The following is a 23,555-nucleotide window of genomic DNA, read 5'->3' on the forward strand; positions in this document are numbered from 1 at the left end:
GTGGCTGCAGGATCAACTGCCATGATTACGGAATGTAAAACGGGGAAACATGGCGCCGATTTGCGCCAAAGTAGCCGCCGCCGGATAGCCGTGCAGGGGGCGGCCGGACAGCGCCGCGTCCGCGCAGCCTTCGGCGCGGAACTGCTGCAACACGTAGTTGTCGACGCCTTTGGCGGCCAGGGTGGCGGCCAGGGCCAGCAGCTGTTCGTCTGGCAGCAGGTCAGGATGGGTCGTGGTGCGGCATTCGTAGGCGACGCCGCTGGCCAGGATGGCGTCCAGGCAGGCGCGCGCCGGGTCGCCGCTGCCGGCCACGCGGGTCACATGACGATAGTCGGCAAACGGCGCCTTGATGTCGAAGCCGACCCAGTCGACGAGGGGCAGCACTTCCTGCAGGCGCTGCGGATAGATGCAGGCCGTATGCAGGCCGATGCCGAAACCCAGCGCCCGGACGTCCTGCATGGCGCGCGCCAGCGCCGGGTCCATGCACGCTTCGCCGCCGCTGAAGACGACGGCGTCGACCAGGCCCGCGCGGCGCCGCAGCCAGGTCAGGACGTCCTGCCACGGCATGGCGCCCTCCTGCGTGCGCGGCTGCAGGTGCGGATTGTGGCAATAGCCGCAGCGCCAGGGGCAGCCCTGCACGAAGACCACGGCCGCCAGCTTGCCGGGATAGTCGGTGGCGGAAAAGGGCGTCAGGCCGCCCACTTTCAACTCAGCCATGGCAGGCGGGCTGGCCTACCCGGGCGCTCGCTTGCGTAAAATACTGGCGCTCGTGGAATTCGCCCTGCTTGCCGATGTTGAACGAGGCGACGGGGCGGTGGTAGCCCATCACGCGCGTCCAGATTTCGCAGCGCTGGCGTTCGCTGTCGAGCAGGGTGATGGCGGGGGTGAAGTCGGGACGTGCGTTCATGGCGTTTCCTCAAGTGATGGAGCAATGTGGGCCTGCTTGCGGGCGATCAGCTCCGCGTCGCAGGTGGGACAGAATTCATGTTTGCCGGCCAGGTAGCCGTGGCGCGGGCAGATGGAAAACGTGGGCGTGACGGTGATGTAGGGCAGGGAAAAGCGGCTCAGGGCGCGTTTCACCAGTTCGCGGCAGGCGTTGGCGTCCGACAGCGCTTCCGTCATGTACAGGTGCAGCACCGTGCCGCCCGTGTACTTGCGCTGCAGCGCATCCTGCAATTCCAGTGCCTCGAACGGATCGTCCGTGTGGCCCACGGGCAGCTGCGACGAGTTCGTGTAATACGGGTTGTCCGGCGTGCCGGCCTGCAGGATGGACGGATAGCGCTTGCGGTCTTCGCGGGCGAAGCGGTACGTCGTGCCTTCGGCCGGCGTCGCTTCCAGGTTGTACATATGGCCCGTCTCTTCCTGGAATTGCACCATGCGCTCGCGCACGTGGTCGAGCAGGCGCACGGCCAGCGCATGGCCTTCGGGCGTCGTGATGTCGTAAGCGTCGCCGCTGAAATTGCGGATCATCTCGTTGATGCCGTTCACGCCCAGGGTGGAAAAGTGATTGCGCAGGGTGCCCAGGTAGCGCTTCGTGTACGGGAACAGGCCTTGCTGCATCAGTTCCTCGATGGTGCGGCGCTTGATTTCCAGGCTGACCTTGCCCAGTTCCAGCAGGCGGTCCAGGTCCGCCATCAAGGCTGGCTCGTCGCCGCGCCACAGGTGGCCCAGGCGCGCGCAGTTGATGGTCACCACGCCCAGGGAACCCGTCTGCTCGGCGGAACCGAACAGGCCATTGCCCCTTTTCAGCAGTTCGCGCAAATCCAGCTGCAAGCGGCAGCACATGGAGCGTATCATGTTCGGCTTGAGTTCCGAATTGATGAAATTCTGGAAGTAGGGCAGGCCGTAGCGCGCCGTCATTTCGAACAGGCGTTCCGCGTTTTCGCTATGCCAGTCGAAATCCCCGGTGATGTTATAGGTGGGGATGGGGAAGGTAAAGACGCGGCCCTTGGCGTCGCCCGCCATCATGATTTCGATGTAGGCGCGGTTGATCATGTCCATCTCCGCCTGCAGCTCGCCATAGCTGAAGTCCATCTCCTGGCCGGCGATGACGGGAATCTGCCCGCGCAGGTCGTCCGGGCAGACCCAGTCGAAGGTGAGGTTGGTAAACGGCGTCTGCGTGCCCCAGCGCGATGGCACGTTGAGGTTGAAGATCAGCTCCTGCATGTACTGGCGCACGTCTTCGTAGCGCAGGCCGTCCTTGCGGATGTAGGGCGCCATGTAGGTGTCGAAGGAACTGAAGGCCTGCGCGCCGGCCCACTCGTTCTGCAGGGTGCCGAGGAAATTGACGATCTGGCCGATGGCGCTCGACATGTGCTTGGGCGGACCTGATTCGATCTTGCCCGGCACGCCGTTCAAGCCTTCATGCAGCAGGGTGCGCAGCGACCAGCCGGCGCAGTAGCCGGCCAGCATGTCGAGGTCGTGGATGTGCAGCGCCGCTTCGCGGTGCGCCGCGCCCACCTCCGGCGGATACACCTGGTCCAGCCAGTAGTTGGCGATGACCTTGCCCGACACGTTGAGTATCAGGCCGCCCAGCGAATATCCCTGGTTGGCGTTGGCGTTGACGCGCCAGTCGCGCCGCTCCAGGTATTCATTGATGGACGCGGCGACATCGACCTGGCCGCGTGTGGGGGAAACTGCATTCGTCGTCATGAAACCTCCAATAAACACAACATGCGGTGTTTTTATGAAGGTTATCCACTAAATGTAGTGCAGTCAAAGGTGGCGTGCAAGCGATTCGCGTATCCTTGATCCAGGTGAAAAAACCACCTCAGCCGCTTTTGTTCCAGCGCGTTTCGCGCAGGATCAGCCAGCTCGCGCAAAAGAACGCGGCGCCGCAGGCGGCGATGCTGGCGACGGAGGCGGGCAGCACGTGGGTCCAGATTTCCAGTGGCGTATAGGTGCTCCAGCTGGCCACGCGCGCGTCGAAGGTGACGTAGTTCGCCAGCAGCCAGTAGACGGCCAGCAGGCCCGTGCAGATGGCGGCCTGGCGCAGCAGGGGCATGTGGCGGCGCGCGAACACGGCCAGCAGGAACAGCAGCAGCACGCCCGGATACGCGCCCAGCACTTCCGGCGACAGCAAGGAGACGGTCCCCGCGTCATGGCCGTCGGCCGGTCCGGCCCACTGCACCTGCAGCGCGGTGAGGAACAGGGTGAGCAGGAAAATCAGCAGCGGTTTGCGGGTCATGGCGGGCAATCGAAGAGGGAGAAAAGGGGGGCATTCTACAGCCAGGTCAAGCAAGTTGAACGCGCGCCAGCCATGCAAGCATTCCTTCACCTGCATCAAGGACTGGGTGGCATGGGCGGGGCTATAGTCTCGACCCTGAGCCGCCACAGGATTGTGAACATCATGAAGCTAGAAGCAAGCATCGCCACCCATGCGGCCGGACCGCTGGAGCTGGTCTGTCCCGCCGGCAGCCTGCCGGCCCTGAAGGCCGCCGTCGACAATGGCGCCGACACCGTGTACCTGGGTTTTCGCGACGCCACCAATGCGCGCAATTTCGCCGGCCTCAATTTCGACGAGAAGGCCATCGCCGAGGGCGTGCGCTATGCCCATCAATATGGACGCAAGGTGCTGCTGGCGCTGAATACCTATCCGCAGCCGCATAACTGGGCCGTGTGGCGCAGCGCCATCGACCGCGCCGCGCAAGCCGGCATCGACGCCATGATCGTCGCCGATCCGGGCCTGATGGCCTACGCGGCCCAGCACCAGCCGCAGCTGCGCCTGCACCTGTCCGTGCAGGGCTCGGCCACCAATTATGAAGCCATCAATTTCTATCGCGAGCACTTCGGCATCGCCCGCGCCGTGCTGCCGCGCGTGCTGTCGATGGCGCAGGTCGAGCAATTGATCAGCAAGACCGACGTCGAGATCGAGGTCTTCGGCTTTGGCAGCCTGTGCGTGATGGTCGAAGGGCGCTGCGCGCTGTCCTCGTATGCGACGGGCGAGGCGCCGAACACGCACGGCGTGTGCTCGCCGGCCAAGTCCGTGCGCTGGCTCGAGACGCCGAACGGCCTCGAGTCGCGCCTGAACGGCGTGCTGATCGACCGCTATGCGCCCGGCGAAAACGCCAGTTACCCGACCCTGTGCAAGGGACGCTTCGAGGTCAACGACGAGGAGTACTACGCCATCGAGGAGCCGGCCAGCCTGAACACGCTGGCGCTGCTGCCGCAACTGATCGCCATGGGCGTGCGCGCCGTCAAAATCGAAGGCCGCCAGCGCAGCCCTGCCTACGTGGCGCAGGTGACGCGCGTGTGGCGCGAAGCGATCGACGCCTGCCGCGAAGGCAATGCGCGCTACGCCGTCAAGCCGGGCTGGATGGCGGCCATGGACAAGCTGGCCGAAGGCCAGCAGCACACCTTGGGCGCGTATCACCGCTCCTGGAAATAGCAAGACCTACTGCGCGTCCCGGGGCGCGGCCTGCGATGCTCACCGCCTCGGCGGCCCCGTGCCGGAGCACGGCTGCGCTTCCCGGCCCCGCCGCGAGCCGCTCGCTACGCTTTTGTCACTTAAAAAATACTGGAAAAGGCATGCTAAAACTATCGTTGGGTCCCTTGCTGTACTACTGGCCGCGCGCCACCGTCTTCGAGTTTTATCAGCAGATTGCCGCCACCGCCGTCGATATCGTCTACCTGGGCGAAACCGTGTGCTCGCGCCGGCATGAGCTGCGCCTGGCCGACTGGCTCGATATCGCCGACATGCTGGCCGCCGCCGGCAAGGAGGTGGTGCTGTCGACGCAGGCGCTGATCGAGGCGGGCGCCGAACTGGCTACCCTGCGCCGCATCACGGGCAATGGCCGCTATGTCGTCGAGGCCAATGACATGGGCGCCGTGCACTGCATGGAAAAGGGCGCGCCCTTCGTCGCCGGCCCCCATTTGAACGTGTTCAATGGCCCCAGCCTGCAATTGCTGGCGCGCCTCGGTGCGCGGCGCTGGGTGATGCCGCTGGAAATGGGCCAGGCGGCACTGGCTGAAATGCAGCGCCAGCTGCCCGAGGGCATGGAGACGGAAGTGTTCGCCTATGGCCGCATGCCGCTGGCGTTTTCCGCGCGCTGTTTCACGGCGCGCAACCGCAACCTGCCGAAGGACGATTGCGGCTACAGCTGCCTGGAAGAGCCGGACGGCCTGCTGATGCGCACGCGTGACGACGTGCCCTTCCTGGTGCTGAACGGCACGCAGACGCAATCGGCGCTGGTCTACAACCTCGTGCGCGAACTCGACGTCATGCGGGACATGGGCGTGTCCGTTGCGCGCATCAGTCCGCAAGCGATGCATACGGACCAGGTGATCGCCATCTTCGACCGCGCCCGGCGCGGCCAGGTCAGCGGCGTGGGCGCCCAGGCGCAACTGGCCGCCTGCCAGCCCGCCGGTGCCTGCGATGGCTACTGGCATGGCCAGCCCGGCATGGAACTGGGCGCCGCCCATTGAATGAATTGAAAGGAAATACCATGCAAGATCAACTGGACCGGTTGCCGGTCCCTGTGCCCGCTCCTGCAGGCGCGCGTCCGACCCGGCCGCCGATGGCCTACCGGCTGCCCGAACCGCTGGCCGACCTGCTGTCCAAGCTGCCGCCGTATCCCGCGTCGTGGCTGTTCGTGCAGGGCCTGAACCGCCTGCTGGCGCCGCAGCTGCCCGACGACGTGCGGCGCAGCCTGGAAGGGCGCAGCCTGCGCCTGCGCCTGGTCGATGCGGGGATCGCCTTCGATTTCGAGTGGCAGGGCACGGTCTTCGTGGCCGAGCGCTATGTCGACGTGCCCGACCTGTGCATCGCCGCCAGCGTGCATGACCTGATGCTGCTGGCGCGGCGCCAGGAGGACCCGGACACCCTGTTCTTCAGCCGCCGCCTGAGCCTGGAAGGCGATACGGAGCTGGGCCTGCTGTTCAAGAACACGCTCGATGCCATCGAGCTGCCGCCGTTCGACCTGCAGGCGCTGGGACCACGGCGCGTGCTGGCCCATTTGCGCGACCGGGGAGCGCGGGGAGGGTGAGCGGAGGCTGGCAATGGCCGGGACAGGCCTGCGATAATACGGCTTTTGCCCGCCAGTCCGGGCGCCCCTGGAATCGTATGGCACTCAATATCATCGGCCTGTCAGCCGGCCACGACTCGGCTTGCTGCCTGCTGCGCGACGGCGTGCTGGTGGCGGCCGTGCAGGAAGAGCGTTTTACGCGCATCAAGAACGATGGCGCCTTGCCGCTGCAGGCTTTCGAATTTTGCCTGCGGCAGGCGGGGCTGGCGCGCGCCGATATCGGCGCCATCGCCTATTTTGAAGAGCCGCAGGCGCGCGCCGCGCGCTTGCGCGGCATGGCTGAACGGCCCGGCATCGCGCCTGCACGGCGCGCACAATGGCTGGCGCAGGCGCAGGCGGTGCCAGACGCCGCCGGCCTGCAAGCGGCGCTCGGCTGCGGCGCCCCCGTGCACTTCATCGCCATGCCTGCGGCGCATGCCGCCGGCGCATACTACTTTTCCGGCTATGACGATGCGGCCATCCTCACCGTCGACGGCCCGGGCGGCATGTGCGCAGGCAGCATGGCGCACGGCGCGGCGGGCCATATCACGCCACTGGCCGATGACCCCAGCCCGCACACGCCGGCGCTGCTGTACAGCGCCGTGACTGCCTATCTGGGTTTCGAGGTCAATGAAGGCGAATACAAGGTCATGGGCCTGGCGCCCTATGGCCAAGCGCATCATCTGGAGCGGCTGCGCCATTTGCTGGCGACGTCCGCCGATGGCGCCATGCGCCTGGAGCTGGCGTATTTCGACCTGGACGGCGGCCAGCTGTTTTCTCCCGCGCTGGAGGCCTTGCTGGGACGCCCGGCGCGCCAGCCCGGCGGCGCGCTGGATGCCTTCCACGCGGACGTGGCGCGCAGCCTGCAGCTGCTGTTCGAAGAAATCATGCTGGACAAGGCGCGCCAGCTGCATGCGCTGGCGCCTTCGGCCAACTTGTGCCTGGCCGGCAGCGCGGCCCTGAATTGCGTGGCGAATGCCCGCGTGCTGCGCGATGGCCCGTTCGAGCGCCTGTTCGTGCAGCCGGCGGCCGGTGGTGCAGGCGCCGCGCTGGGCGCGGCAGCGACGCTGGCGCGGCGTATGCCAGGCCAGGCGTCGTCGCGCGAGCGCCTGCGGCATCTGTCGTGGGGGCCGGAATACAGCCAGCCTGAGATCGATGCGGTATTGGCGCACGCCGGGCTGGCGGGCCAGCGCTTTGCCGGCGACGATGTCGCGCTGGGGCAGGCCGTGGCCGCCCGGCTGGCGCAGGGCAGGGTGGTGGCCTGGTTCCAGGGGCGCGTGGAGTTTGGTGCGCGGGCGCTGGGCAACCGTTCCATCCTGGCTGATCCGCGCGATGGGGCCATGCGCGCGCGCATCAACGCTCTGGTCAAGCTGCGCGAAGGTTTCCGGCCATTCGCGCCCATGGTACTGGCGGAAAAAATGCGCGACCATCTGGCGCTCGATCACCTGGCGCCCTTCATGACGGAGACCTGCCAGGTGAAGTCACCATTGGCGCTGCCGGCTGTCACGCACGTCGACGGTACGGCCAGGGTGCAGACGGTGGATGCGCACGCGCCGGCGCGCCTGCTGGCGCTGCTGCGCGCGTTTGATGCGCTTACGGCCTGTCCCGTGCTGCTCAATACCTCGTTCAACGTGAAGGGGGAACCGGTGGTGTGCACGCCCGGCGATGCGGTGCGCTGCTACCTGGCGGTGGATATCGATTGCCTGGTAATCGGCGACGTGCTGCTGGAGAAGGCGGCGTTTTCCTGGTGATGGCAGTGGCCGCAGGCGCCGCTGCATGGCGACAGCTGTTCTTCGTCCGTCGCTTCGCCCATGAAGCCGGCGTCGTTGACGGCCGCCAGCAGGCATTCCTGGCTGGCCAGCCGTTCATCGAATTGCACCGTGGCCCCATGGCGGGCCAGCGAGACGCAGACCGTGGCCACGCCGGCCACGGCTTCCAGCGCGTCCGTCAGCCTGTCGGCGCAGCCTTCATGATCCATTCCAATGATATTCAAGCGTGCTGTCTGCATGGGTTCCTCTTGTTTTTCAAATAAAAAAACAGCGTAGGCGAGCGGCGGGAGTGGCGTCCAGAGGGGCACGCGAGAATTTATTTGTATTTGCGTATTTATTGATCTGGATTAATTCTCCTGCGTCACGGCGGCGGCAAACAAGTGTTGTTTTATACACAGTTTCCCTATTCCAGTCGACAAGTGGCGTGCCGCATGATACTGTCTTTCTGATAAGAATGACGAAAAGGAGGGCTCCCATGCAGCGCCGCCCCCTGCTGATGCTCGCTTGTCTGTGGCCGCTGGAACGCGCTCTTGCCGCGCCCGCCGCGCAAGCGCAATTGCGGTCATTGCTGTATCCGCGCCACCAGGCGCAGGAAGACCCGCAACAGGCTTATGTCACGGCCTTGCTGCAACTGGCGCTGGCGCGCTCGGGCAAGACCTATGCCTTGCGCCGTTCGCCGTTAGCGATGGTGCAGACGCGCGCCATGCATGAAATCGCCACGGGGACGGGCAAGGTCGACATCGTCTGGGCCATGAGCAGCAGTGCGCGCGAGGAACAGCTGCTGCCCATCCGCATTCCCATCGACCGTGGCCTGATCGGCTGGCGGGTCGCGCTGATCGGCGCGCGCCAGCCGCAGTTGCTGCGCCGGGTGCGCAGCGTGGCCGGCCTGGCCCGCCTGACGGCAGGGCAGATGCGCGACTGGCCCGATACGCTGATCTTGCAAGGCAACGGCCTGCGCATCGATACCTCGAGCACGTATGAAGGCCTGTTCCAGCAACTGGCCGTGGGCCGCATCGATTACTTTCCCCGTTCCGTGATCGAGGTGCAAAGCGAACTGGCCAGCCATGCGCAGCTGCCGCTGGCGCTCGATACCCACCTCGTCATCCGCTATCCGGCGGCCATGTACTTTTTTGTCGGCAAGCACCGGCCGGAACTGGCCCGCGACATCGAGGCGGGGCTGGAAAAAGCGCTTGCCGACGGCAGTTTCGAGCAGTTGTTCCAGCGCCATTTCGGCCGTCTCGCGGACGAGCTGAAACTGCGCCAGCGCCATGTGCTGGAACTGGCCAATCCCGATTTGCCGGAACAAACGCCGCTGGCGCGCAAGGCGCTGTGGTATGGCTCAAAATATTACTAATAGTATTCTTGATCGGTGTCAAATAGCCGCTTCAATCGTGCGCTGCACGTTTGATAAAACGCAAGGCGAGTTCAACAGAACACCTGTTGACACTTATAGAATTTTCACCGAACATGATTCCACGTTACAACATTTTTCCCCGGCGTAGCCCCTGGTGCCGCCGCCGCGGGACCCCTGCGCGCGTTTGCCGGCAAGCTGTCGCCAGCCTGTGGTGCGTCCTGATTTTCAGTAACCATCCGTTATCTTTTCGAAGGGTAGTCCATGCTCGATTCGATCGCGTCGGTATTGCACCAGGTTCCGGAATTGGCCTTGTTCCTGGCACTGGCGCTGGGTTACGCGGTGGGACAGATACGCTTCGGTCCCATCCAGCTGGGCGGCGTGTGCGGCACCCTGATCGCCGCGCTGCTGATCGGGCAAGTGGGCATCACCCTGGACGCCAGCGTCAAGAACGTTTTCTTCATGCTGTTCATCTTTGCCCTCGGCTACGCGGGTGGCCCGCAGTTCTTTGCCAACCTGAACGCCAAGGGCTTGCGCCTGGGCATACTTTGCCTGATCGAAGTGGTGGTGGTGCTGGCGCTGGTGCTGCTGGCCACGCGTTTTCTCGGTTTGGACCAGGGCACGGCGGCCGGCATGATGGCGGGCGCGGCGACGGAATCGGCCGTCGTCGGCACGGCCACGGATGCGATCTCGAAGCTGGCCTTGCCGGCGGCCCGCATCGCCGAGCTGCAGTCCAACGTGGTCACCGCGTATTCCATCACGTATATCTTCGGCCTGATCGCCATCGTCATCGTCACCAGCCAGGTTTTTCCGCTGTTGTTGCGCGTCAACCTGCGCGAGGAAGCGGACAAATTATGGGAAAAAATGGGCGGCGCGCAGGCGGGTGCCGACGACTTGCAGGCCACGCCGGAAATGGTGGGCCGCGCCTACCGCATCAGCCGGGGCGCGGGACGCCGCCTCGATGCCTTGCAGCATATTTTCGCTGGCCGCGCCAGCATCACGCGCGTGCGCCGGCACGGCAAGGTGCTGGACCTGGCACCGGCACTGCGCCTGCGCAATAACGACGAAGTGCTGGTGATCGGCCACCGTCCCGCGCTGGTGGCGGCTGAAGCCATCCTGGGCGAGGAATTTGCCGACACGACGGGCTTGAACATGGCTGTCTCCGCCGTCGAAGTGGTGCTGCAGCAAGCCGCGCTGGTCGGCCAGCCCTTGCGCCAACTGGCCTTGCCTTCCGGCGTGCACGTGGCGGCCGTCCTCCGTGGCGAGCACAGCATGCCGCCCTTGCCCGACCTGGCCCTGCAGCGCGACGACGTGCTGCGCCTGTACGGCACGACGGAGGGGCGCGAACTGAACACGGCCTTGGCCGCCATCGGCAAGCGCGTGCCCACGGGCGACCGCAGCAATATCGTCTACGCCAGCATCGGCATCGTGCTCGGCGTGTACCTCGGCGGCTTTACCGCCAGGCTGGGCGGCATCCCGTTTTCGCTGGGCACGGGCGGCGGCGCCTTGCTGACGGGCCTGGTATTCGGCTGGTACCAGGCGCGAAAACCCGGCATGCCGGGCATCCATCCCGGCGCGCTCGACATGATGAAGGATATCGGCCTGGCCACCTTCATCGCCTGCGTGGGCCTGGCGTCGGGACCGCAGGCGATCGCGCTGGTGCGCCAGTACGGCCTGTCGCTGCCCTTGATGGGCGTCTTGATCGCCGTCATCCCCGCCTCACTGTCGTTGCTGGTGGGCCACTTTTTCCTCAAGCTGGAAGCGCCCGTGCTGCTGGGCGCCATCGCCGGCCAGCAGTGCAGCACGCCGGCCCTGTCGGCCGTGCAGAACGCGGCCGGCAATTCCACGCCCTTGCTGGGCTACACGATTACGTATGCGATCTCGAACGTGGTGCTGCCCTTGCTGGGGCCGCTCATCGTGGCCCTGGCCGGCTCGGTGCACGCATAAGCGGCCCGCAAGGGCGCAAGCAGTCAAGAATTCCTTCAACACGAAAGGCGGTCAGCATGGAATGGTTGCACGAGTTATTCAAGAAGTCGCCTGAAATTGCCTTGTTTCTCTCCCTGGCAGTGGGTTACTACATCGGCAAGATCAAGTTCGGCTCCTTCCAGCTGGGCGGGGTCGCCGGTTCACTCCTGGTGGCGGTGCTCGTCAGCCAGGTGGGCGTGGCCATCGATCCTGGCGTGAAATCGGTGCTGTTCGCGCTGTTCATTTACGCGGTCGGCTATGAAAGCGGGCCGCAGTTCTTCAATTCGCTGGGGCGCCAGTCCGTGCGCGAAATCATCCTGGCCGTCGTGCTGGCCGTGACGGCGCTGCTGACGGTGGTCATCATGGCCAAGGTATTCGGCCTGGACAAGGGCCTGGCGGCCGGCGTGGCGGCGGGCGGCTTGACGCAGTCGGCCATCATCGGCACGGCCGGCGACGCGATCACCAAGCTGGGCCTGGCGGCCGACGAAGTGGCGCGCCTGCAGGGCAACGTGGCCGTCGGCTATGCCGTGACGTATGTGTTCGGCTCGTTCGGCGCCATCATCGTCTGCGTCAATATCTTGCCTAAGCTCATGGGGCGCACCATCCGCGAAGATGCGATCAAGGCGGAAACGGCGCTGCAGGCGGGCGTGCAGGTGCTGGGACCTGGGCAGACGCCGGCCGCGCCCGACCTGATCGGCCGCATCTACGACGTGGGTCCCGGTGCCGGACGTTCCGTGGCGGAAATCGAAAGCGCCCATCCGAGCACGGCGATTACCATCGAGCGCGTGAAACGCAATGGCCAGATCATCGACGTCAGTCCGGACCTGGTGCTGGCGGCCGACGATATCGTGCTGCTGGTGGGCCGCCGCGAAGCCATGCTCAGCGTGTCTTCCCAGCTGGGCAAGGAATTGCTGGCCGTCGAAGGCATGGAATTGGTGATGCAGCGCCGCGACATGGTGCTGACCAACAAGGCTTACCACAACAAGACGGTGGGCGAAATCCGCAGCGCGACGGCGCCAGGCGTGCGTCACGGCATCTTTGTCGTGCAGCTGAGCCGCATGGGCAAGATCCTGCCCATGCAAGCGGAAACCGTCGTGCAGACGGGCGACGTGGTAACCATCTATGGCGCCGAGCAGGACGTCAAGCGCGTGGCGGCCGAAGTGGGCTATATGATCGTGCCGAGCGCCAAGACGGATTTCGTCTACATGGGCGCCGGCCTCGTCGTCGGCCTGCTGGTCGGCTTGCTGGTGGCGCGCATCGGCTCGATTCCGCTGACCCTGGGCAGCGGCGGCGGCGTGCTGCTGTCGGGCCTCGTATTCGGCTGGTTCCGCGCCAAGCGCCAGACGTTTGGCTACATGCCCAGCGGCGCCGTGCAAATCCTGAAAGACCTGGGCCTGGCCGGCTTCGTCGCCGTCGTCGGCCTCACGTCCGGCCTGCAAGCCGTGCAAACCGTGCGCGAACACGGCCTGACCCTGTTCGGCGTGGGTGTCGTCGTGACCATCCTGCCGATGATTTTGACCATGCTGATCGGACGCTACATCTTGCGCTATGACAACGTCGCCGTCTTTGCCGGTGCCTTGTCCGGCTCGCGCAGCGCCAATCCCGCGTTCGGCGAAGTGCTGAATGCGGCGCAAAACTCGATTCCCACCGTACCGTTTGCCATCACCTATGCCTTGGCCAACGTGTTCCTGACCTTGCTGGGGCCGCTGATTGTGGCCTTCGTCTGAGTCTGCACGTATGTACAAGCACCTTTGCAAGAACCCTCGAAATGATCAGTCTGATAAGGAGTAGCAAAAATGGATTTCAGTAACCCAAGCAAACTCGCCCTGTTGAGCCCCTTCGAATTGAAGGATGCGCTGATCCAGACGGCCAAGCAAAGCAACCGCCTGATGCTGAATGCGGGCCGCGGCAACCCGAATTTCCTGGCGACCACGCCACGCCACGGCTTCTTCCAGTTCGGCCAGTTCGCCATGACGGAAGCGGAACGTTCCTACGTGTACATGGACGACGTGGGCGGCTTTCCCACGCGCGAGGGCATCGAGGCGCGCTTTGAAATCTTCGTGCGCAAACACGAAGGCAACCCGGGCGCGCATTTCATCGAGGCGGCCGTGTCGTATGTGCGCGACCAGCTGGGCCTGAGCGCGGGCGACTTCATCTATGAAATGTGCGAAGCCATCCTCGGCTGCAACTATCCCGTGCCGGACCGCATGCTGCGCCTGTCCGAGAAAATCGTCGGCCAGTATATTCACCGTGAAATGATCGGCGACCATCCGTTCGTCGGCAATTTCGACATGTACGCGGTCGAAGGCGGCACGGCGGCCATGACCTATCTGTTCGCCAGCTTGAAATCGAACCACATCATCCAGGAAGGCGACACGATTGCCCTGGGCATGCCGATCTTCACGCCCTACATCGAGATTCCTCAGCTGAACGATTACAAGCTGAACACCGTCCACATCGATGCGCCGCAATCGAACAATTGGCAATTCACCAAGAAGGAGCTGGACAAGCTGCTGGACCCGAAAGTCAAAGCTTTCTTCCTCGTCAACCCCAGCAACCCGCCATCCGTCAAGATCGATGACGAGACCCTGGACTACATCGCCAAGATCATCAAGAAGCGCCCGGACCTGATTATTTTGACCGATGACGTGTATGGCACCTTCGCCGACAATTTTGTTTCGCTGTTCGCCATCTGCCCGTTCAACACCATCCTCGTGTATTCGTTCTCGAAATACTTCGGCGCGACGGGCTGGCGCATGGGCGTGGTGGCCACGCATGAGAACAATGTGCTCGATGACAAGATCGCCAAGTTGCCGGAAACCATCAAGAAGCAGCTCGATGCGCGTTATCACTCGATCACGACGGAGCCGCGCCAGCTGAAATTCATCGACCGCCTGGTGGCCGACAGCCGCACGGTGGCGCTGAACCACACGGCCGGCCTGTCCACGCCCGTGCAGGCGCAGATGACCTTGTTCTCCTTGTTCTCGCTGATGGATGAAGAGCAAAAGTACAAGCAGTCGATGAAGCGCATTGTGCTGCGCCGCAAGGAAGCGCTGTACCGCGAACTGGGCTTGCCGATGGTGCACGACGCCAATTCCGTGCGCTACTACCATTTGCTGGACATGGAATCGCTGGCCGCGCAGATGCATGGCGAGGAATTCTCGCAGTGGCTGCTGAAAAAACTCAAACCCAATGAAGCGCTGTTCCGCCTGGCCGAGGAAACGGGCGTCATCCTGCTGCCGGGCCGCGGCTTCGGCACCACGCATCCGTCGGGCCGCGTCTCGCTGGCCAACCTGAACGAATACGACTACGCCAATATCGGCCGCGCCATCCGCAGCATGGCGTCCGAGTTCTTTGCCGTGTTCGAAAAGGAAAAGGAGAAGGGCGGCAAGAAGGCCAAGAAGTAAGCCGCTAGAAGCTTAGGTTGACAAAAACGGGCGCCCCACATGAGGCGCCCGTTTTTGTCTGCCAGTCTGCGTAACCAACAGTGCAGGCTGGAATGGACATCCGTGGATATAATTGCTATTGTGAAAGTATAAACATGGCAACCCCGTGCTTTCCCCTCATTCATTGACTGGACGCTACATGGGCAGATTGCAAGGACATTTATTATTCGCTGGCGCGCTGGCCGCATTGCTGCCGGCGCTGCCGGCCCTGGCGCAGTTGCCGGCCGGTGCGCCTTTGAGTTTCAGCGAGGCGCTGCAGCAGGCGGCGGCGGCTTCGGGCGCCGTGCAGGGCGCCGCCCTCGACGTGCGCGCGAAAACCCTCAAGGCCGAGGCGCTGTCGAATATCGACGGCCCTTCCGTGGACTTGACGGCGTTTCGCGGCCGTTTGTCGACGGACTTGAACATCGATACGAGCGGCCTGTCCGGCGTGGTGGGCGGCATCGAATCGGTGCTGCCGCCGATTCCCGGCTTGCCCAAGCCACAGATTCCCAATTCCCTGAGCCGCGAAGTGGTGACGGACCTGACCTCGTTCGGCTTGCTGGGCATGTGGCCCATCTACACGGGCGGGCGCCTGGACGCCGTCAAGGGCCTCGCTTCGAGCCTGACCCTGGCCGCGCAGGCCGAGCGCACGGAAGCGGAAGAACAGCTGGCCACCCTGGTGGCGCAGCGCTATTTCCAGTTGCTACTGGCCAAGCGCGTGGTGGCCGTGCGGGCCGAAGTGACGGCCGGCGTGACGCAGCACCAGCGCGACGCGGCCAGGCTGGAAAAGGGCGGCCTGATTTCGCGCGCGGAACGCCTGCGCGCCGACGTAGCCCTCGACAGCGCCCGCAGCGACGAGGCGCAGGCGCGCAGCGACGAGGAAATCGCGCAAGTGGCGCTCGACCGTTTGCTCGCCGTCAATACGCAAGTGCGGCCCAGCACGCCCCTGTTCGTCAACAGCTTGCCGGTTGGCACCTTGCAATCGTTCATCAGCACGGGCATGCGCGAAAATGCGAACTGGAAAAAGATCGACAGCAAGCGCGTGCAGGCCGAGCAGGCGTTGAAGCTGCACGGCAAGGAATACGCGCCCACCGTGTTTGCCATCGGTAATTACAACCTGAATCGCGGCAACGAAAAACTCGTGCGCTCGAACTGGGCCATCGGCCTCGTCGTGGCCGTGCCGCTCGTGCACCGCATCAACACGGGCAAGATGATCGCGGCCGCCAAGCTCGACCAGGAGAGGGTGGAGGTGGTGGCGCGCCAGGCCGAGCGCGATATTCCCACCCTGATCGAAAAGAACTGGCGCGCGCTGGAAAATGCGCGCATCCAGTACCTGTCCACGGCCTCGTCGGTGGAGCTGGCGCGCGAGAATATCCGCTTGCAAACGGTTGCCTTCCAGCAAGGTCAAGTGACGTCGCTGGAAGTGGTCGACGCGCGCCTGAACCTGGCCAAGGTCGAGACCCAGCGCGCGCAGACGGCCTATAACTATGTGATGGGGCTGGCGCAATTGCTGGAAGCGACGGGCGAGACGCAGCGCCTGGGCAGCCTGGCCGCCGCGGCCGATATCCAATTACCTGTGGACAAATAATAATGAGCACTTCCAAAAAACCCTTGGCCATAGTCGCCGCCATCCTCGTCCTGGGCTTCGTCGGCTGGGGCTTGTACCAGGCATTCCAGCCGCAGCGCCTGCCCTTGCAGGGGCAGATGGATGCGCAGGAAGTCAATGTCTCGTCGAAAGTGCCGGGCAGGGTGGGCCAGTTGTACGTCAAGCTGGGCCAGACGGTGCCGAAAGGCGAGCTGCTGTTCCAGCTGACGAGTCCGGAAGTGGATGCCAAGGTCGCGCAAGCGACGGCCGCCACGCAGGCAGCCGATGCCGTCGCGCAAAAGGCGCAGGCGGGTGCGCGTCCCGAGGAAATTGCTGCGGCGAAAGCCAACTGGGAGCGGGCGCAAACGGGCGCCACCATCGCCAAGACCACGTACACCCGCGTCAACAATATGTACGAGCAAGGCGTGATCGCCCAGCAGAAACGCGACGAGGCGCAAGCGCAATGGCGCGCCGCCGACCAGCTGGCGCAAGCGGCCCGCGCGCAATATGACATGGCGCAAAAGGGCGCCCGTCCGGAAGACAAGACGGCCGCCGCCGCCCAGGCGCGCCAGGTGGGCGCCGTGCTGACGGAAGCGCAGATCGCCCTGGCGGAAACGAAGATCGCCGCGCCGGTGGCGGGCCAGGTCAGCAAGATCCAGATACAGCCGGGCGAGCTGGCGCCGCAAGGTTTCCCCGTGATCACCCTGGTGAACCTCGATGACGCCTGGGCCGTGCTGCAGGTGCGCGAAGATGAGATGGCGGCGTTTGCCATGGGCAGCACGCATACGGCCAATGTGCCCGCGCTGAAACAGCAGCTGAGTTTCAAGGTCAGTTCCGTGGCCGTGCTGCCCGATTTCGCCACGTGGCGCGCGGCGCGTCCGGGCGGCACGGACTTGCGCACGTTTGAAATCCGCTTGCGCCCCGCCATCAAGGTCGAGGGCTTGCGTCCGGGCATGTCGGTCGTGTTTCCACCGCTCTGATACGCGATGAATGAAGCGGATAAGGGGCCGGTTTCTGCGCTGGCACGCGAGTGGGCGCGGCTGCGCGGCGATTTCTGGGACTTCGGCATGCTCAGCTGGATTCCCGTCGTGCTGTGCGGCATGCTGTGGCTGGTGTTTTCCGCCGGCATCGCGCGCGACTTGCCCATCGTCGTCATCGATAACGACAACTCCACCTTGTCGCGCCAGCTCACGCGCTGGCTCGACGCCTCGCCCGGCATCGAAGTGGCGGCGAAGGTGGCGTCCAGCGACGAAGCCCTGCACCGGCTGCGCGAACGCACGGCGTACGGCTACCTGCTGATCCCGAACGATTTTGAACAGAAACTGCTGGGCGGCCGGCAAGCCACCGTGCAATGGCTGTACAACGCGCAGTTTTCCTCGCACGCGGGCGCCTTGCTGCGCGACGTGCGCACGGTCAGCACGACCTTGTCGGCCGGCATAGAAATGACGGCGAGGATGAAAAAGGGCATGTCGGGCGTGCAGGCGGCGGCCCAGTTCGAACCGATACGCACGACACTGAACAGTTTATATAACGAAAACATCAGCTATGAAGCGTTTCTGACCCTGGCCCTGATGCCGGCCATGCTGCAGATTTTCATCGTCGTCGCCGTCGTCACGTCCATCGGACGCGAGTTGCGCGACGGCACGGTGCCGCAATGGCTGGCCTCGGCCCATGGCAGCTGGCTGCGCGCCGTCGGCGCCAAGCTGCTGTTCCCCCTCGTCGCCTACTGCGCGCTGGCGCTGCTGTACTTGCTGTTCTTCAGCCTGGCGCGAGGCTGGGCCGTGGCGGGCAGCTTGCCGGCCTTGTTGCTGAGCATGCTGCTGCTGGTGCTCGCGTATTGCGGCCTGGCCACCTTGCTGATCGCCGCCACCCTGTCATTGCGTTTGGCCCTGTCGGGCGCGGCATTTATTACCGCACCGGCCTTTGCGTTCGCGGGCCAGGCCTTTCCCCTGATGGCCATGCCGGCGCCAGCGCGCGCCTGGGCGGAAGCCTTGCCGCTCACGCACTACCTGCAGCTGCAAACGAAGTACTGGCTGGCCGGCGCACCGTGGCGCTATGGCGTACAGGAAATGCTGATCTTGGCCGGCTTTGCCATCGGCTGCGGCGCCGTGGGCGTATTCCTGCTGGCGCGCCGCGCGCATGCGCCGGCGGCCTGGGGGCGCGCATGATGTGGCAATCCTTCCTCGCCACGTGGCGCGCCATGCTGACGGACAAGGGCGCGCTGACCTTGCTGTTTATCGGCGGCATCATCTATTCCTTCTTTTATCCTTTGCCATACTCGACGGAAATCGTCCAGCGCGTGCCCGTGGCCGTCGTCGACCAGGACCGCAGCGCCATGTCGCGCCAGCTGACGCGCTTTGCCATGGGCCATCCGTCGCTGGACGTGATCGCTGTCACGCCGGACTTGCCCGTCGCGCAGGATTTATTGTGGCGCGACCAGGTCATGGGCGTGCTGATCCTTCCCGAAGGCTTGCAGACGGACGTGCTGGCCGGCCGCGCCGCCCATGCCCAGGTGGCGGGCAATGGCTTGTATTTGATGCTCAACAAGGTGGCCTTGAACGGCCTGGCCGAAGTGGTGGGCACGGTGTCGGCCGGCATCGAGTTGAAACGCCTGGGTGCGGGCACGCCGTCCACCATCCAGGCCAACCAGCAGCGCTCGCCCATCGCGTTTGACGCGGTGCCCTTGTTTAATGTCAAGGAAGGCTATGGCGCCTATGTCGTGCCCGGCGTGGCGACCTTGATCGTGCAGCAGACCTTGCTGATCGGCATGACCATGCTGTTCGGCACCTGGTATCAGCGCAAGACCTTCCCCGTGGCAGGCCGGCGCACGGCGGGCGGCTATGCGGGCATGCTGCTGGCGTTTGCCTGCGTGGCCTTCCTCAATTGCTGCTATTTCTTCGGCTTCGTCTTCTGGTTCCAGGATTACCCGCGTGGCGGCAACTTCGGCGGCATGCTCTTGCTGCTGGTGCTGTTCTCGCTGGCGGAAGCGGCCTTCGGCATGCTGCTGGGCATGCTGTTCCGCACGCGCGAGCGGGGCACGCAGCTGATGATCGCCACCTCGATGCCCGTGCTGTTCCTCGCGGGCCTGACCTGGCCCGTGTCGTCCATGCCAGTCGTGCTGCAATGGCTGCGCTGGCTGCTGCCGTCCACGGCCGGCATCCAGGGCTTTGTTGCGCTTAATCAAATGGGCGCGTCGCTGTATGAAATCCGCCATGAAGTGGCGGGCCTGCTGGCCTTGCTGCTGGCCTGCGTGGCGCTGGGCTGGTGGCGCTGGCGCGCCGAGGCGCCAGTGTCCATCATTAAACAAGAATGAGCACGAAACCAGGGAAAGCGCTGGAGCCCCCACTGGCCGCATCGCTAGCGACGGGATCCATCATGCCTCTTGTTCTGCAATGCTGCCAGCAGCAGCTGGCAAAAACCGGCGCGCACGGGGTCGGGCAGGTTGTCATTGGCCCGCAGCAGGCTGGCGACACGGGGTAGCGGCGCCAGCCGTTCCAGTGCCGCATGCCGGTGCACGCCCTGGCCCAGCTTGCGTTCATTGACCACCGCCATGCCCAGCCCGGCGGCAATCGCGGTCAGCACACCCGCCATCGACGGGCATTCCAGGCCCACGCTCCAGGCCATGCCGGCCTGACCCAGCTTTTCCTCGGCCAGCCGGCGGTAAAAGCAGTGCGGCCCGTAGGTGATCAGCTTGACGGTCTCGCCCGGCAAAGTCTGCTCTGCCGTGGCGGCGCACCAATGCAGCGTTTCCGTCCATAACAGTGTGTCGGCCGGCGCCGCCATGCCGGCAAAATCCTGATGCAAAATCACATCGAACACGCCGTCGGCAAAGCGTTCGCGCAATACCTGGCTTTGCTCCACCACCAGTTGCACGTCCACCTTGGGGTGGTGATGCGAGAACTGCGACAGCACCGCGCACACGTCCGTCAATGAAATCTGCTCCGTCACGCCGATGCGCAGCCGGCCATGCATCGCCGATGGCGAAAAATGGGCGACGGCATCATCGTGGGCATCGAGTATGTTGACGGCGTGCCGCAGCAGCACGGCTCCCTGGTCGGTCGTGCCAAACAGCCCGCCGCTGCGCGCCAGCAGCGGGCAATCGAGCTGCTGCTCCAGTCGCTTGATTTTCCAGCTGACGGCCGACTGGCTCAGATGGAGCATGCTGGCGGCCTGGCTCATGCTGCCGGTTTGTACCACTGCCCTGAACACACGCAGGGCATCGACGGATAGGCGCAAATTCATGAGTTATGACAAAAGTTGCATTGAAGAGCAAAAGAATGTCACTGGCGTCATGTCCAGTCAAGCCTTAGCCTGCAGGTTCTGCAAACAAAAGGACATCTGATGACGAGTCAAGAACTGCTGTTGAATGGCCACGCCCTGATCCACGGCCACCGTATCGCCACCGGTATCCATGGCGCAGGCACGCCGCTGGTGCTGGTGCATGGCACGCCGGCGCACAGCATTATCTGGCGCGAACTGGTACCGCTGTTCGTCGATGCCGGTTTCCAGGTGCACCTGTATGACTTGCTGGGCTTTGGACGGTCGGAGCGGCCCGTCGAGGCCGATACCTCGGTAGCGGCGCAGGTGACCTTGCTGGCAGCCTTGCTCGACCACTGGCAACTGCCGACCACCCATTTGTTCGGCCACGATATCGGCGGCGCCATTGCGCTGCGCCTGGCGTTCGACCACGCGTCGCGCCTGCGCAGCTTGAGCATCGCCGACGCGCCCAGCTACGATTCGTGGCCGTCGCCCACCTGGAAGCATCTGCGCGATGATTTCGCCCGGCGTGCCTTGACGCCGGCCAGCGAGCATCGCGGCACGATGGCGCGCCAGCTGGGCATGGCCGTTTTTCACAAGGACAGGATGCAGGGCGAGCTCCTGCGCTGCTACCTGGAGCCGCTGTGCGGCGTGCTGGGCCAGCCCTCGTTCTACCAGCACCAGGTGGCGCACTATAACGCCTGCTATACGATGGACTTTACCGAAAGACTGCCGCAGTTGACAGTGCCGGTACAGATATTATGGGGCCAGCAGGACGAGTGGCAGCCGGTGGCTTACGGCCATCGCCTGCAGCGCGATATTCCCGGCGCCACCTTGCACCTGTTTGACGAGGCCGGGCACTTCCTGATGGAAGACGCGCCATTGCCCGTCGCGGCGCAAGTCATCGCGTTTCTTCATCAGCTGGAGAGGAGAAGACCATGATATTGATCGGAATGCTCGATTCGCCCTACGTCAGGCGCGTTGCCATCGGTATGAAAGTGCTGGGCCTGGAGCACGAACACCGGCCCCTGTCGGTGTTTTCCGATGTCAACCAGGTACGGAGCATCAACCCGGCCGTCAAAGTGCCGACCTTGGTCACGGACGATGGCCAGGTGCTGATGGATTCGACCTTGATCCTGGCGTATCTGGAGGAACTGGCCGCGCATGCTCCCCGCATCAGGCCGGAGCCGGGTCCGGCACGCCTGCGCGCGCTGTGCCAAACCAGCTATGCTTTGGCAGCCTGTGACAAAGCCGTGCAGATCGTCTATGAACGGCGCTTGCGCCCGCAGGAAAAGCAGCACCAGCCCTGGCTGGACCGCGTCCAGCTGCAGTTGCATGGGGCTTGGGCGCAGCTGGAAGCGTCATTGCGCGAAGAGGCGCCAGACTGCTTGAGTATTGCCGGCATCACCATTGCGGTGGCCTGGAGTTTTGCTCAGCAGATGGTGCCTGACGTGATGGCGGCCAGCGATTATCCGGCCGTGGCCGCGTTGACGGCGCTGGCCGAGCAGCAGCCGGTATTTTTGGCCACGCCGATGGCGGGCTGAGCTGCTTTTCATCCGAACCGGCGCTTGCAGGTGGCTTGTGCAATAATTTCATTTCCTTAATGGAAGAGTATTGCCATGCCGTCTTTTAACCTGTTCCAGCGCCTGTCCCAGGCCCCCACCAAGCCCAAGTCCGCGCCCGCCGCGCGGCAGTTCGACGTGGCGGACCTGTACCAGGGCCCCATCGCGCTGGGAGCGGAAGGCGAGGCGCAAGCGCGGCCTTTCGATGAAAAGCTGCGCCAGGCGTATTTCTGGATCGTCAACCACGCCATCATCAGCCCCCACTACGACATCGAGTACAACGACGGCCCGTCGCAGACCTACTCCGTGGGCGACAGCCGCCGCACATTGAATTTGCCGTCGGCGCAAAGCTATTCGAGCTTCATTTTGCTGCCGCTGCTGACGTTTGCCACGCGCCGCAAATGCCTGTTCGTCGGCGGGCCGGGGCGGGGCAAGACGGCCAGCGCACTGCTGATGGGCGTGCTGGCCGGCTCCACCGTCAAGGAGGTGAAACGCGCGATGCAGCATGGCCACCCGCAGATGACGGTGGCCGATTTGCTGGGCAATCCGCTGCCGGCGGACCTGGTCAACGCGCAAAGCATGGACGATATCCGCATCGCCTGGCGCGCCTGGCTGGGCATGCGCGTGAAGATCGTCGATGAATACAACCGCATCCCCACGCGCACGCAAAGCGCGCTGCTCACCGTCATGGGCGACAATTACGCGGAAGTGCTGAGCCATATCTATGAATGCCCGGAAGCGGCCTGGTATCTGACGGCCAACGACGACCAGGGCGGCGGCACCTACCAGGTGATCGAGGCGCTGCGCGACCGGGTCGACGTGACGGTGCAGGCGCTGGCCTTCAATCCGCGCTTTTTGAATGAGCTGCTGCTGCGCGTGGAAGAAAACGTGCGTCCCGAAGAGCTGGTGCCGCCCGAGATCATCTTCACGGAAGGGGAAGTGGACCAGATCGGCGAGGCCATCCGCCAGGTGGGCATACCCGACGCCGTGCGCCGCCGCCTGGAATTCTTTGCCAGCCAGTTCGAACTGTTCGAGACGGCGGGCGGCCAGTTCGAATACATGACCAAGGATACGGCCCGCCTGGCGGGCGCCGACCGTGGTGCCGCGCAGGCGGCCGACAATGGGCGCGACCGCCTGAAGGATCTCGGTTGCCAGACCCTGAACGGCATCTCCGTGCGCACCCTGATGGCGCTCATGATCTACGCCAAGGCCATGGCATATTTTCGCGGCAATGGCGAGGTGGCGCTGGAAGACTTGCGCCAGGTGCTGCCCTTCGTCCTGCATAACAAGCTGCAGCCGGACCCGGACGCGCCATTTTTCGCGCTGCCGGAAAACGCCGCCTACCGCAGCGACAGGCTGGGCTGGCTGCGCCGCCTGTTCGACCTGTCCAACGATGAATTCAACCGCCTGGACCTGGACCGCGACGATCCCGTAGGCGTGCTGTCGGCCGAATTCGACCGGGGCCTCGACGGCGTCAGCGAGCGCGAGACCCTGGCGCGGCTGAACCGCATCGAAAAGCTGATCGGCGAACGCACGAAGGGGAGAAAACTGTACGGTCCCCTGTACGACGATTTGCTGAAGCTCAAATACCTGCATCAGCGCTATACGAATTACCGCAGCTGGCTGCGTTCGCAATGAG

At 64.3% G+C, this 23,555-nt stretch carries 21 protein-coding genes; 15 read left to right on the forward strand and 6 right to left on the reverse strand.

Features of this window, described 5'->3' with window-relative positions; translation table 11 throughout:
- Window positions 1–12: 12 nt before the first annotated feature.
- The 4 genes from AC3RCJ_RS11470 to AC3RCJ_RS11485 all read right to left on the reverse strand — a co-directional run bounded on the left by AC3RCJ_RS11470 (window position 13) and on the right by AC3RCJ_RS11485 (window position 3,187).
- Window positions 13–717 carry an anaerobic ribonucleoside-triphosphate reductase activating protein gene (locus AC3RCJ_RS11470; protein WP_492960032.1) on the reverse strand — a complete coding sequence of 235 codons (705 nt, stop codon included), beginning with the start codon at window positions 715–717 and terminating at the stop codon, window positions 13–15.
- A complete protein-coding gene (gene nrdD, locus AC3RCJ_RS11475; RefSeq protein ID WP_492960034.1) occupies window positions 710–907 on the reverse strand; it encodes an anaerobic ribonucleoside-triphosphate reductase in 198 nt (65 codons plus the stop codon). Before nrdD ends, AC3RCJ_RS11470 begins: the two co-directional genes overlap by 8 nt.
- A complete protein-coding gene (locus tag AC3RCJ_RS11480; RefSeq protein WP_492960036.1) occupies window positions 904–2,652 on the reverse strand; it encodes a ribonucleoside triphosphate reductase in 1,749 nt (582 codons plus the stop codon). The genes nrdD and AC3RCJ_RS11480 overlap by 4 nt, the downstream gene beginning before the upstream one ends.
- 118 nt (window positions 2,653–2,770) lie before the next feature.
- Window positions 2,771–3,187 carry a hypothetical protein gene (locus AC3RCJ_RS11485; protein WP_492960038.1) on the reverse strand — a complete coding sequence of 139 codons (417 nt, stop codon included), beginning with the start codon at window positions 3,185–3,187 and terminating at the stop codon, window positions 2,771–2,773.
- 162 nt (window positions 3,188–3,349) lie between these two features.
- Here AC3RCJ_RS11485 and ubiU point away from each other — a divergent pair, with 162 nt between their 5' ends.
- From ubiU to AC3RCJ_RS11505, 4 genes are all read left to right on the forward strand, one after another.
- Window positions 3,350–4,387 carry a ubiquinone anaerobic biosynthesis protein UbiU gene (gene ubiU / locus AC3RCJ_RS11490; RefSeq protein ID WP_492960040.1) on the forward strand — a complete coding sequence of 346 codons (1,038 nt, stop codon included), beginning with the start codon at window positions 3,350–3,352 and terminating at the stop codon, window positions 4,385–4,387.
- 140 nt (window positions 4,388–4,527) lie between these two features.
- On the forward strand, window positions 4,528–5,424 hold the full coding sequence (gene ubiV / locus AC3RCJ_RS11495; protein ID WP_492960042.1) for a ubiquinone anaerobic biosynthesis protein UbiV: 897 nt from the start codon (window positions 4,528–4,530) through the stop codon (window positions 5,422–5,424).
- 20 nt (window positions 5,425–5,444) lie between these two features.
- A complete protein-coding gene (gene ubiT / locus AC3RCJ_RS11500) occupies window positions 5,445–5,984 on the forward strand; it encodes a ubiquinone anaerobic biosynthesis accessory factor UbiT (RefSeq protein WP_492960044.1) in 540 nt (179 codons plus the stop codon).
- Between the two features lie 77 nt (window positions 5,985–6,061).
- Window positions 6,062–7,753 carry a carbamoyltransferase family protein gene (locus AC3RCJ_RS11505; RefSeq protein ID WP_492960046.1) on the forward strand — a complete coding sequence of 564 codons (1,692 nt, stop codon included), beginning with the start codon at window positions 6,062–6,064 and terminating at the stop codon, window positions 7,751–7,753.
- Here the strand turns inward: AC3RCJ_RS11505 and AC3RCJ_RS11510 are convergent.
- On the reverse strand, window positions 7,681–8,010 hold the full coding sequence (locus AC3RCJ_RS11510; RefSeq protein ID WP_492960048.1) for a heavy-metal-associated domain-containing protein: 330 nt from the start codon (window positions 8,008–8,010) through the stop codon (window positions 7,681–7,683). The two genes, AC3RCJ_RS11505 and AC3RCJ_RS11510, sit on opposite strands and share 73 nt — an antisense overlap.
- 236 nt (window positions 8,011–8,246) lie before the next feature.
- Here AC3RCJ_RS11510 and AC3RCJ_RS11515 point away from each other — a divergent pair, with 236 nt between their 5' ends.
- The 8 genes from AC3RCJ_RS11515 (at window position 8,247) to AC3RCJ_RS11550 (ending at window position 19,410) form a co-directional block, all read left to right on the forward strand.
- Complete coding sequence (locus AC3RCJ_RS11515) at window positions 8,247–9,125, forward strand: substrate-binding periplasmic protein (protein WP_492960050.1); 879 nt, start codon at window positions 8,247–8,249, stop codon at window positions 9,123–9,125.
- A gap of 261 nt (window positions 9,126–9,386) precedes the next feature.
- Entirely contained in the window at window positions 9,387–11,069 is a 1,683-nt protein-coding gene (aspT, locus tag AC3RCJ_RS11520) for an aspartate-alanine antiporter (protein ID WP_492960052.1), read from the forward strand.
- Between the two features lie 56 nt (window positions 11,070–11,125).
- The gene (gene aspT, locus AC3RCJ_RS11525; RefSeq protein WP_492960054.1) at window positions 11,126–12,814 is read left to right on the forward strand and encodes an aspartate-alanine antiporter; all 1,689 of its coding nucleotides are present in this window, start codon (window positions 11,126–11,128) and stop codon (window positions 12,812–12,814) included.
- A 69-nt stretch (window positions 12,815–12,883) separates the two neighbouring features.
- Window positions 12,884–14,494, forward strand: coding sequence for a bifunctional aspartate transaminase/aspartate 4-decarboxylase (locus AC3RCJ_RS11530; RefSeq protein WP_492960056.1), 1,611 nt, complete (start codon window positions 12,884–12,886; stop codon window positions 14,492–14,494).
- A gap of 178 nt (window positions 14,495–14,672) precedes the next feature.
- The gene (locus AC3RCJ_RS11535) at window positions 14,673–16,100 is read left to right on the forward strand and encodes a TolC family protein (RefSeq protein ID WP_492960058.1); all 1,428 of its coding nucleotides are present in this window, start codon (window positions 14,673–14,675) and stop codon (window positions 16,098–16,100) included.
- A 2-nt stretch (window positions 16,101–16,102) separates the two neighbouring features.
- Window positions 16,103–17,077 carry an HlyD family secretion protein gene (locus AC3RCJ_RS11540; RefSeq protein ID WP_492960060.1) on the forward strand — a complete coding sequence of 325 codons (975 nt, stop codon included), beginning with the start codon at window positions 16,103–16,105 and terminating at the stop codon, window positions 17,075–17,077.
- 6 nt (window positions 17,078–17,083) lie between these two features.
- Window positions 17,084–18,265 carry an ABC transporter permease gene (locus tag AC3RCJ_RS11545; RefSeq protein WP_492960062.1) on the forward strand — a complete coding sequence of 394 codons (1,182 nt, stop codon included), beginning with the start codon at window positions 17,084–17,086 and terminating at the stop codon, window positions 18,263–18,265.
- On the forward strand, window positions 18,262–19,410 hold the full coding sequence (locus tag AC3RCJ_RS11550; RefSeq protein WP_492960064.1) for an ABC transporter permease: 1,149 nt from the start codon (window positions 18,262–18,264) through the stop codon (window positions 19,408–19,410). The genes AC3RCJ_RS11545 and AC3RCJ_RS11550 overlap by 4 nt, the downstream gene beginning before the upstream one ends.
- A 44-nt stretch (window positions 19,411–19,454) precedes the next feature.
- Here AC3RCJ_RS11550 and AC3RCJ_RS11555 read toward each other — a convergent pair whose 3' ends face one another.
- The gene (locus tag AC3RCJ_RS11555; protein WP_492960066.1) at window positions 19,455–20,339 is read right to left on the reverse strand and encodes a LysR family transcriptional regulator; all 885 of its coding nucleotides are present in this window, start codon (window positions 20,337–20,339) and stop codon (window positions 19,455–19,457) included.
- A gap of 99 nt (window positions 20,340–20,438) precedes the next feature.
- Between AC3RCJ_RS11555 and AC3RCJ_RS11560 the strand changes: the two genes are divergently transcribed.
- The 3 genes from AC3RCJ_RS11560 to AC3RCJ_RS11570 all read left to right on the forward strand — a co-directional run bounded on the left by AC3RCJ_RS11560 (window position 20,439) and on the right by AC3RCJ_RS11570 (window position 23,554).
- Window positions 20,439–21,296 carry an alpha/beta fold hydrolase gene (locus AC3RCJ_RS11560; RefSeq protein ID WP_492960068.1) on the forward strand — a complete coding sequence of 286 codons (858 nt, stop codon included), beginning with the start codon at window positions 20,439–20,441 and terminating at the stop codon, window positions 21,294–21,296.
- Complete coding sequence (locus AC3RCJ_RS11565) at window positions 21,293–21,898, forward strand: glutathione S-transferase (protein ID WP_492960070.1); 606 nt, start codon at window positions 21,293–21,295, stop codon at window positions 21,896–21,898. The genes AC3RCJ_RS11560 and AC3RCJ_RS11565 overlap by 4 nt, the downstream gene beginning before the upstream one ends.
- Before the next feature lie 75 nt (window positions 21,899–21,973).
- Window positions 21,974–23,554, forward strand: coding sequence for an AAA family ATPase (locus AC3RCJ_RS11570; protein WP_492960072.1), 1,581 nt, complete (start codon window positions 21,974–21,976; stop codon window positions 23,552–23,554).
- The last annotated feature ends 1 nt before the right edge of the window (window position 23,555 follow it).

This window comes from Janthinobacterium sp. GW822-FHT07H11 (assembly GCF_058798615.1).

What these genes read in the sequence shown, in the direction of transcription:
- AC3RCJ_RS11470 (WP_492960032.1), bottom strand. Translation starts at nt 717, where the DNA reads ATGGCTGAGTTGAAAGTGGGCGGCCTGACGCCCTTTTCCGCCACCGAC.
- nrdD (WP_492960034.1), bottom strand. Translation starts at nt 907, where the DNA reads ATGAACGCACGTCCCGACTTCACCCCCGCCATCACCCTGCTCGACAGC.
- AC3RCJ_RS11480 (WP_492960036.1), bottom strand. Translation starts at nt 2,652, where the DNA reads ATGACGACGAATGCAGTTTCCCCCACACGCGGCCAGGTCGATGTCGCC.
- AC3RCJ_RS11485 (WP_492960038.1), bottom strand. Translation starts at nt 3,187, where the DNA reads ATGACCCGCAAACCGCTGCTGATTTTCCTGCTCACCCTGTTCCTCACC.
- ubiU (WP_492960040.1), top strand. Translation starts at nt 3,350, where the DNA reads ATGAAGCTAGAAGCAAGCATCGCCACCCATGCGGCCGGACCGCTGGAG.
- ubiV (WP_492960042.1), top strand. Translation starts at nt 4,528, where the DNA reads ATGCTAAAACTATCGTTGGGTCCCTTGCTGTACTACTGGCCGCGCGCC.
- ubiT (WP_492960044.1), top strand. Translation starts at nt 5,445, where the DNA reads ATGCAAGATCAACTGGACCGGTTGCCGGTCCCTGTGCCCGCTCCTGCA.
- AC3RCJ_RS11505 (WP_492960046.1), top strand. Translation starts at nt 6,062, where the DNA reads ATGGCACTCAATATCATCGGCCTGTCAGCCGGCCACGACTCGGCTTGC.
- AC3RCJ_RS11510 (WP_492960048.1), bottom strand. Translation starts at nt 8,010, where the DNA reads ATGCAGACAGCACGCTTGAATATCATTGGAATGGATCATGAAGGCTGC.
- AC3RCJ_RS11515 (WP_492960050.1), top strand. Translation starts at nt 8,247, where the DNA reads ATGCAGCGCCGCCCCCTGCTGATGCTCGCTTGTCTGTGGCCGCTGGAA.
- aspT (WP_492960052.1), top strand. Translation starts at nt 9,387, where the DNA reads ATGCTCGATTCGATCGCGTCGGTATTGCACCAGGTTCCGGAATTGGCC.
- aspT (WP_492960054.1), top strand. Translation starts at nt 11,126, where the DNA reads ATGGAATGGTTGCACGAGTTATTCAAGAAGTCGCCTGAAATTGCCTTG.
- AC3RCJ_RS11530 (WP_492960056.1), top strand. Translation starts at nt 12,884, where the DNA reads ATGGATTTCAGTAACCCAAGCAAACTCGCCCTGTTGAGCCCCTTCGAA.
- AC3RCJ_RS11535 (WP_492960058.1), top strand. Translation starts at nt 14,673, where the DNA reads ATGGGCAGATTGCAAGGACATTTATTATTCGCTGGCGCGCTGGCCGCA.
- AC3RCJ_RS11540 (WP_492960060.1), top strand. Translation starts at nt 16,103, where the DNA reads ATGAGCACTTCCAAAAAACCCTTGGCCATAGTCGCCGCCATCCTCGTC.
- AC3RCJ_RS11545 (WP_492960062.1), top strand. Translation starts at nt 17,084, where the DNA reads ATGAATGAAGCGGATAAGGGGCCGGTTTCTGCGCTGGCACGCGAGTGG.
- AC3RCJ_RS11550 (WP_492960064.1), top strand. Translation starts at nt 18,262, where the DNA reads ATGATGTGGCAATCCTTCCTCGCCACGTGGCGCGCCATGCTGACGGAC.
- AC3RCJ_RS11555 (WP_492960066.1), bottom strand. Translation starts at nt 20,339, where the DNA reads ATGAATTTGCGCCTATCCGTCGATGCCCTGCGTGTGTTCAGGGCAGTG.
- AC3RCJ_RS11560 (WP_492960068.1), top strand. Translation starts at nt 20,439, where the DNA reads ATGACGAGTCAAGAACTGCTGTTGAATGGCCACGCCCTGATCCACGGC.
- AC3RCJ_RS11565 (WP_492960070.1), top strand. Translation starts at nt 21,293, where the DNA reads ATGATATTGATCGGAATGCTCGATTCGCCCTACGTCAGGCGCGTTGCC.
- AC3RCJ_RS11570 (WP_492960072.1), top strand. Translation starts at nt 21,974, where the DNA reads ATGCCGTCTTTTAACCTGTTCCAGCGCCTGTCCCAGGCCCCCACCAAG.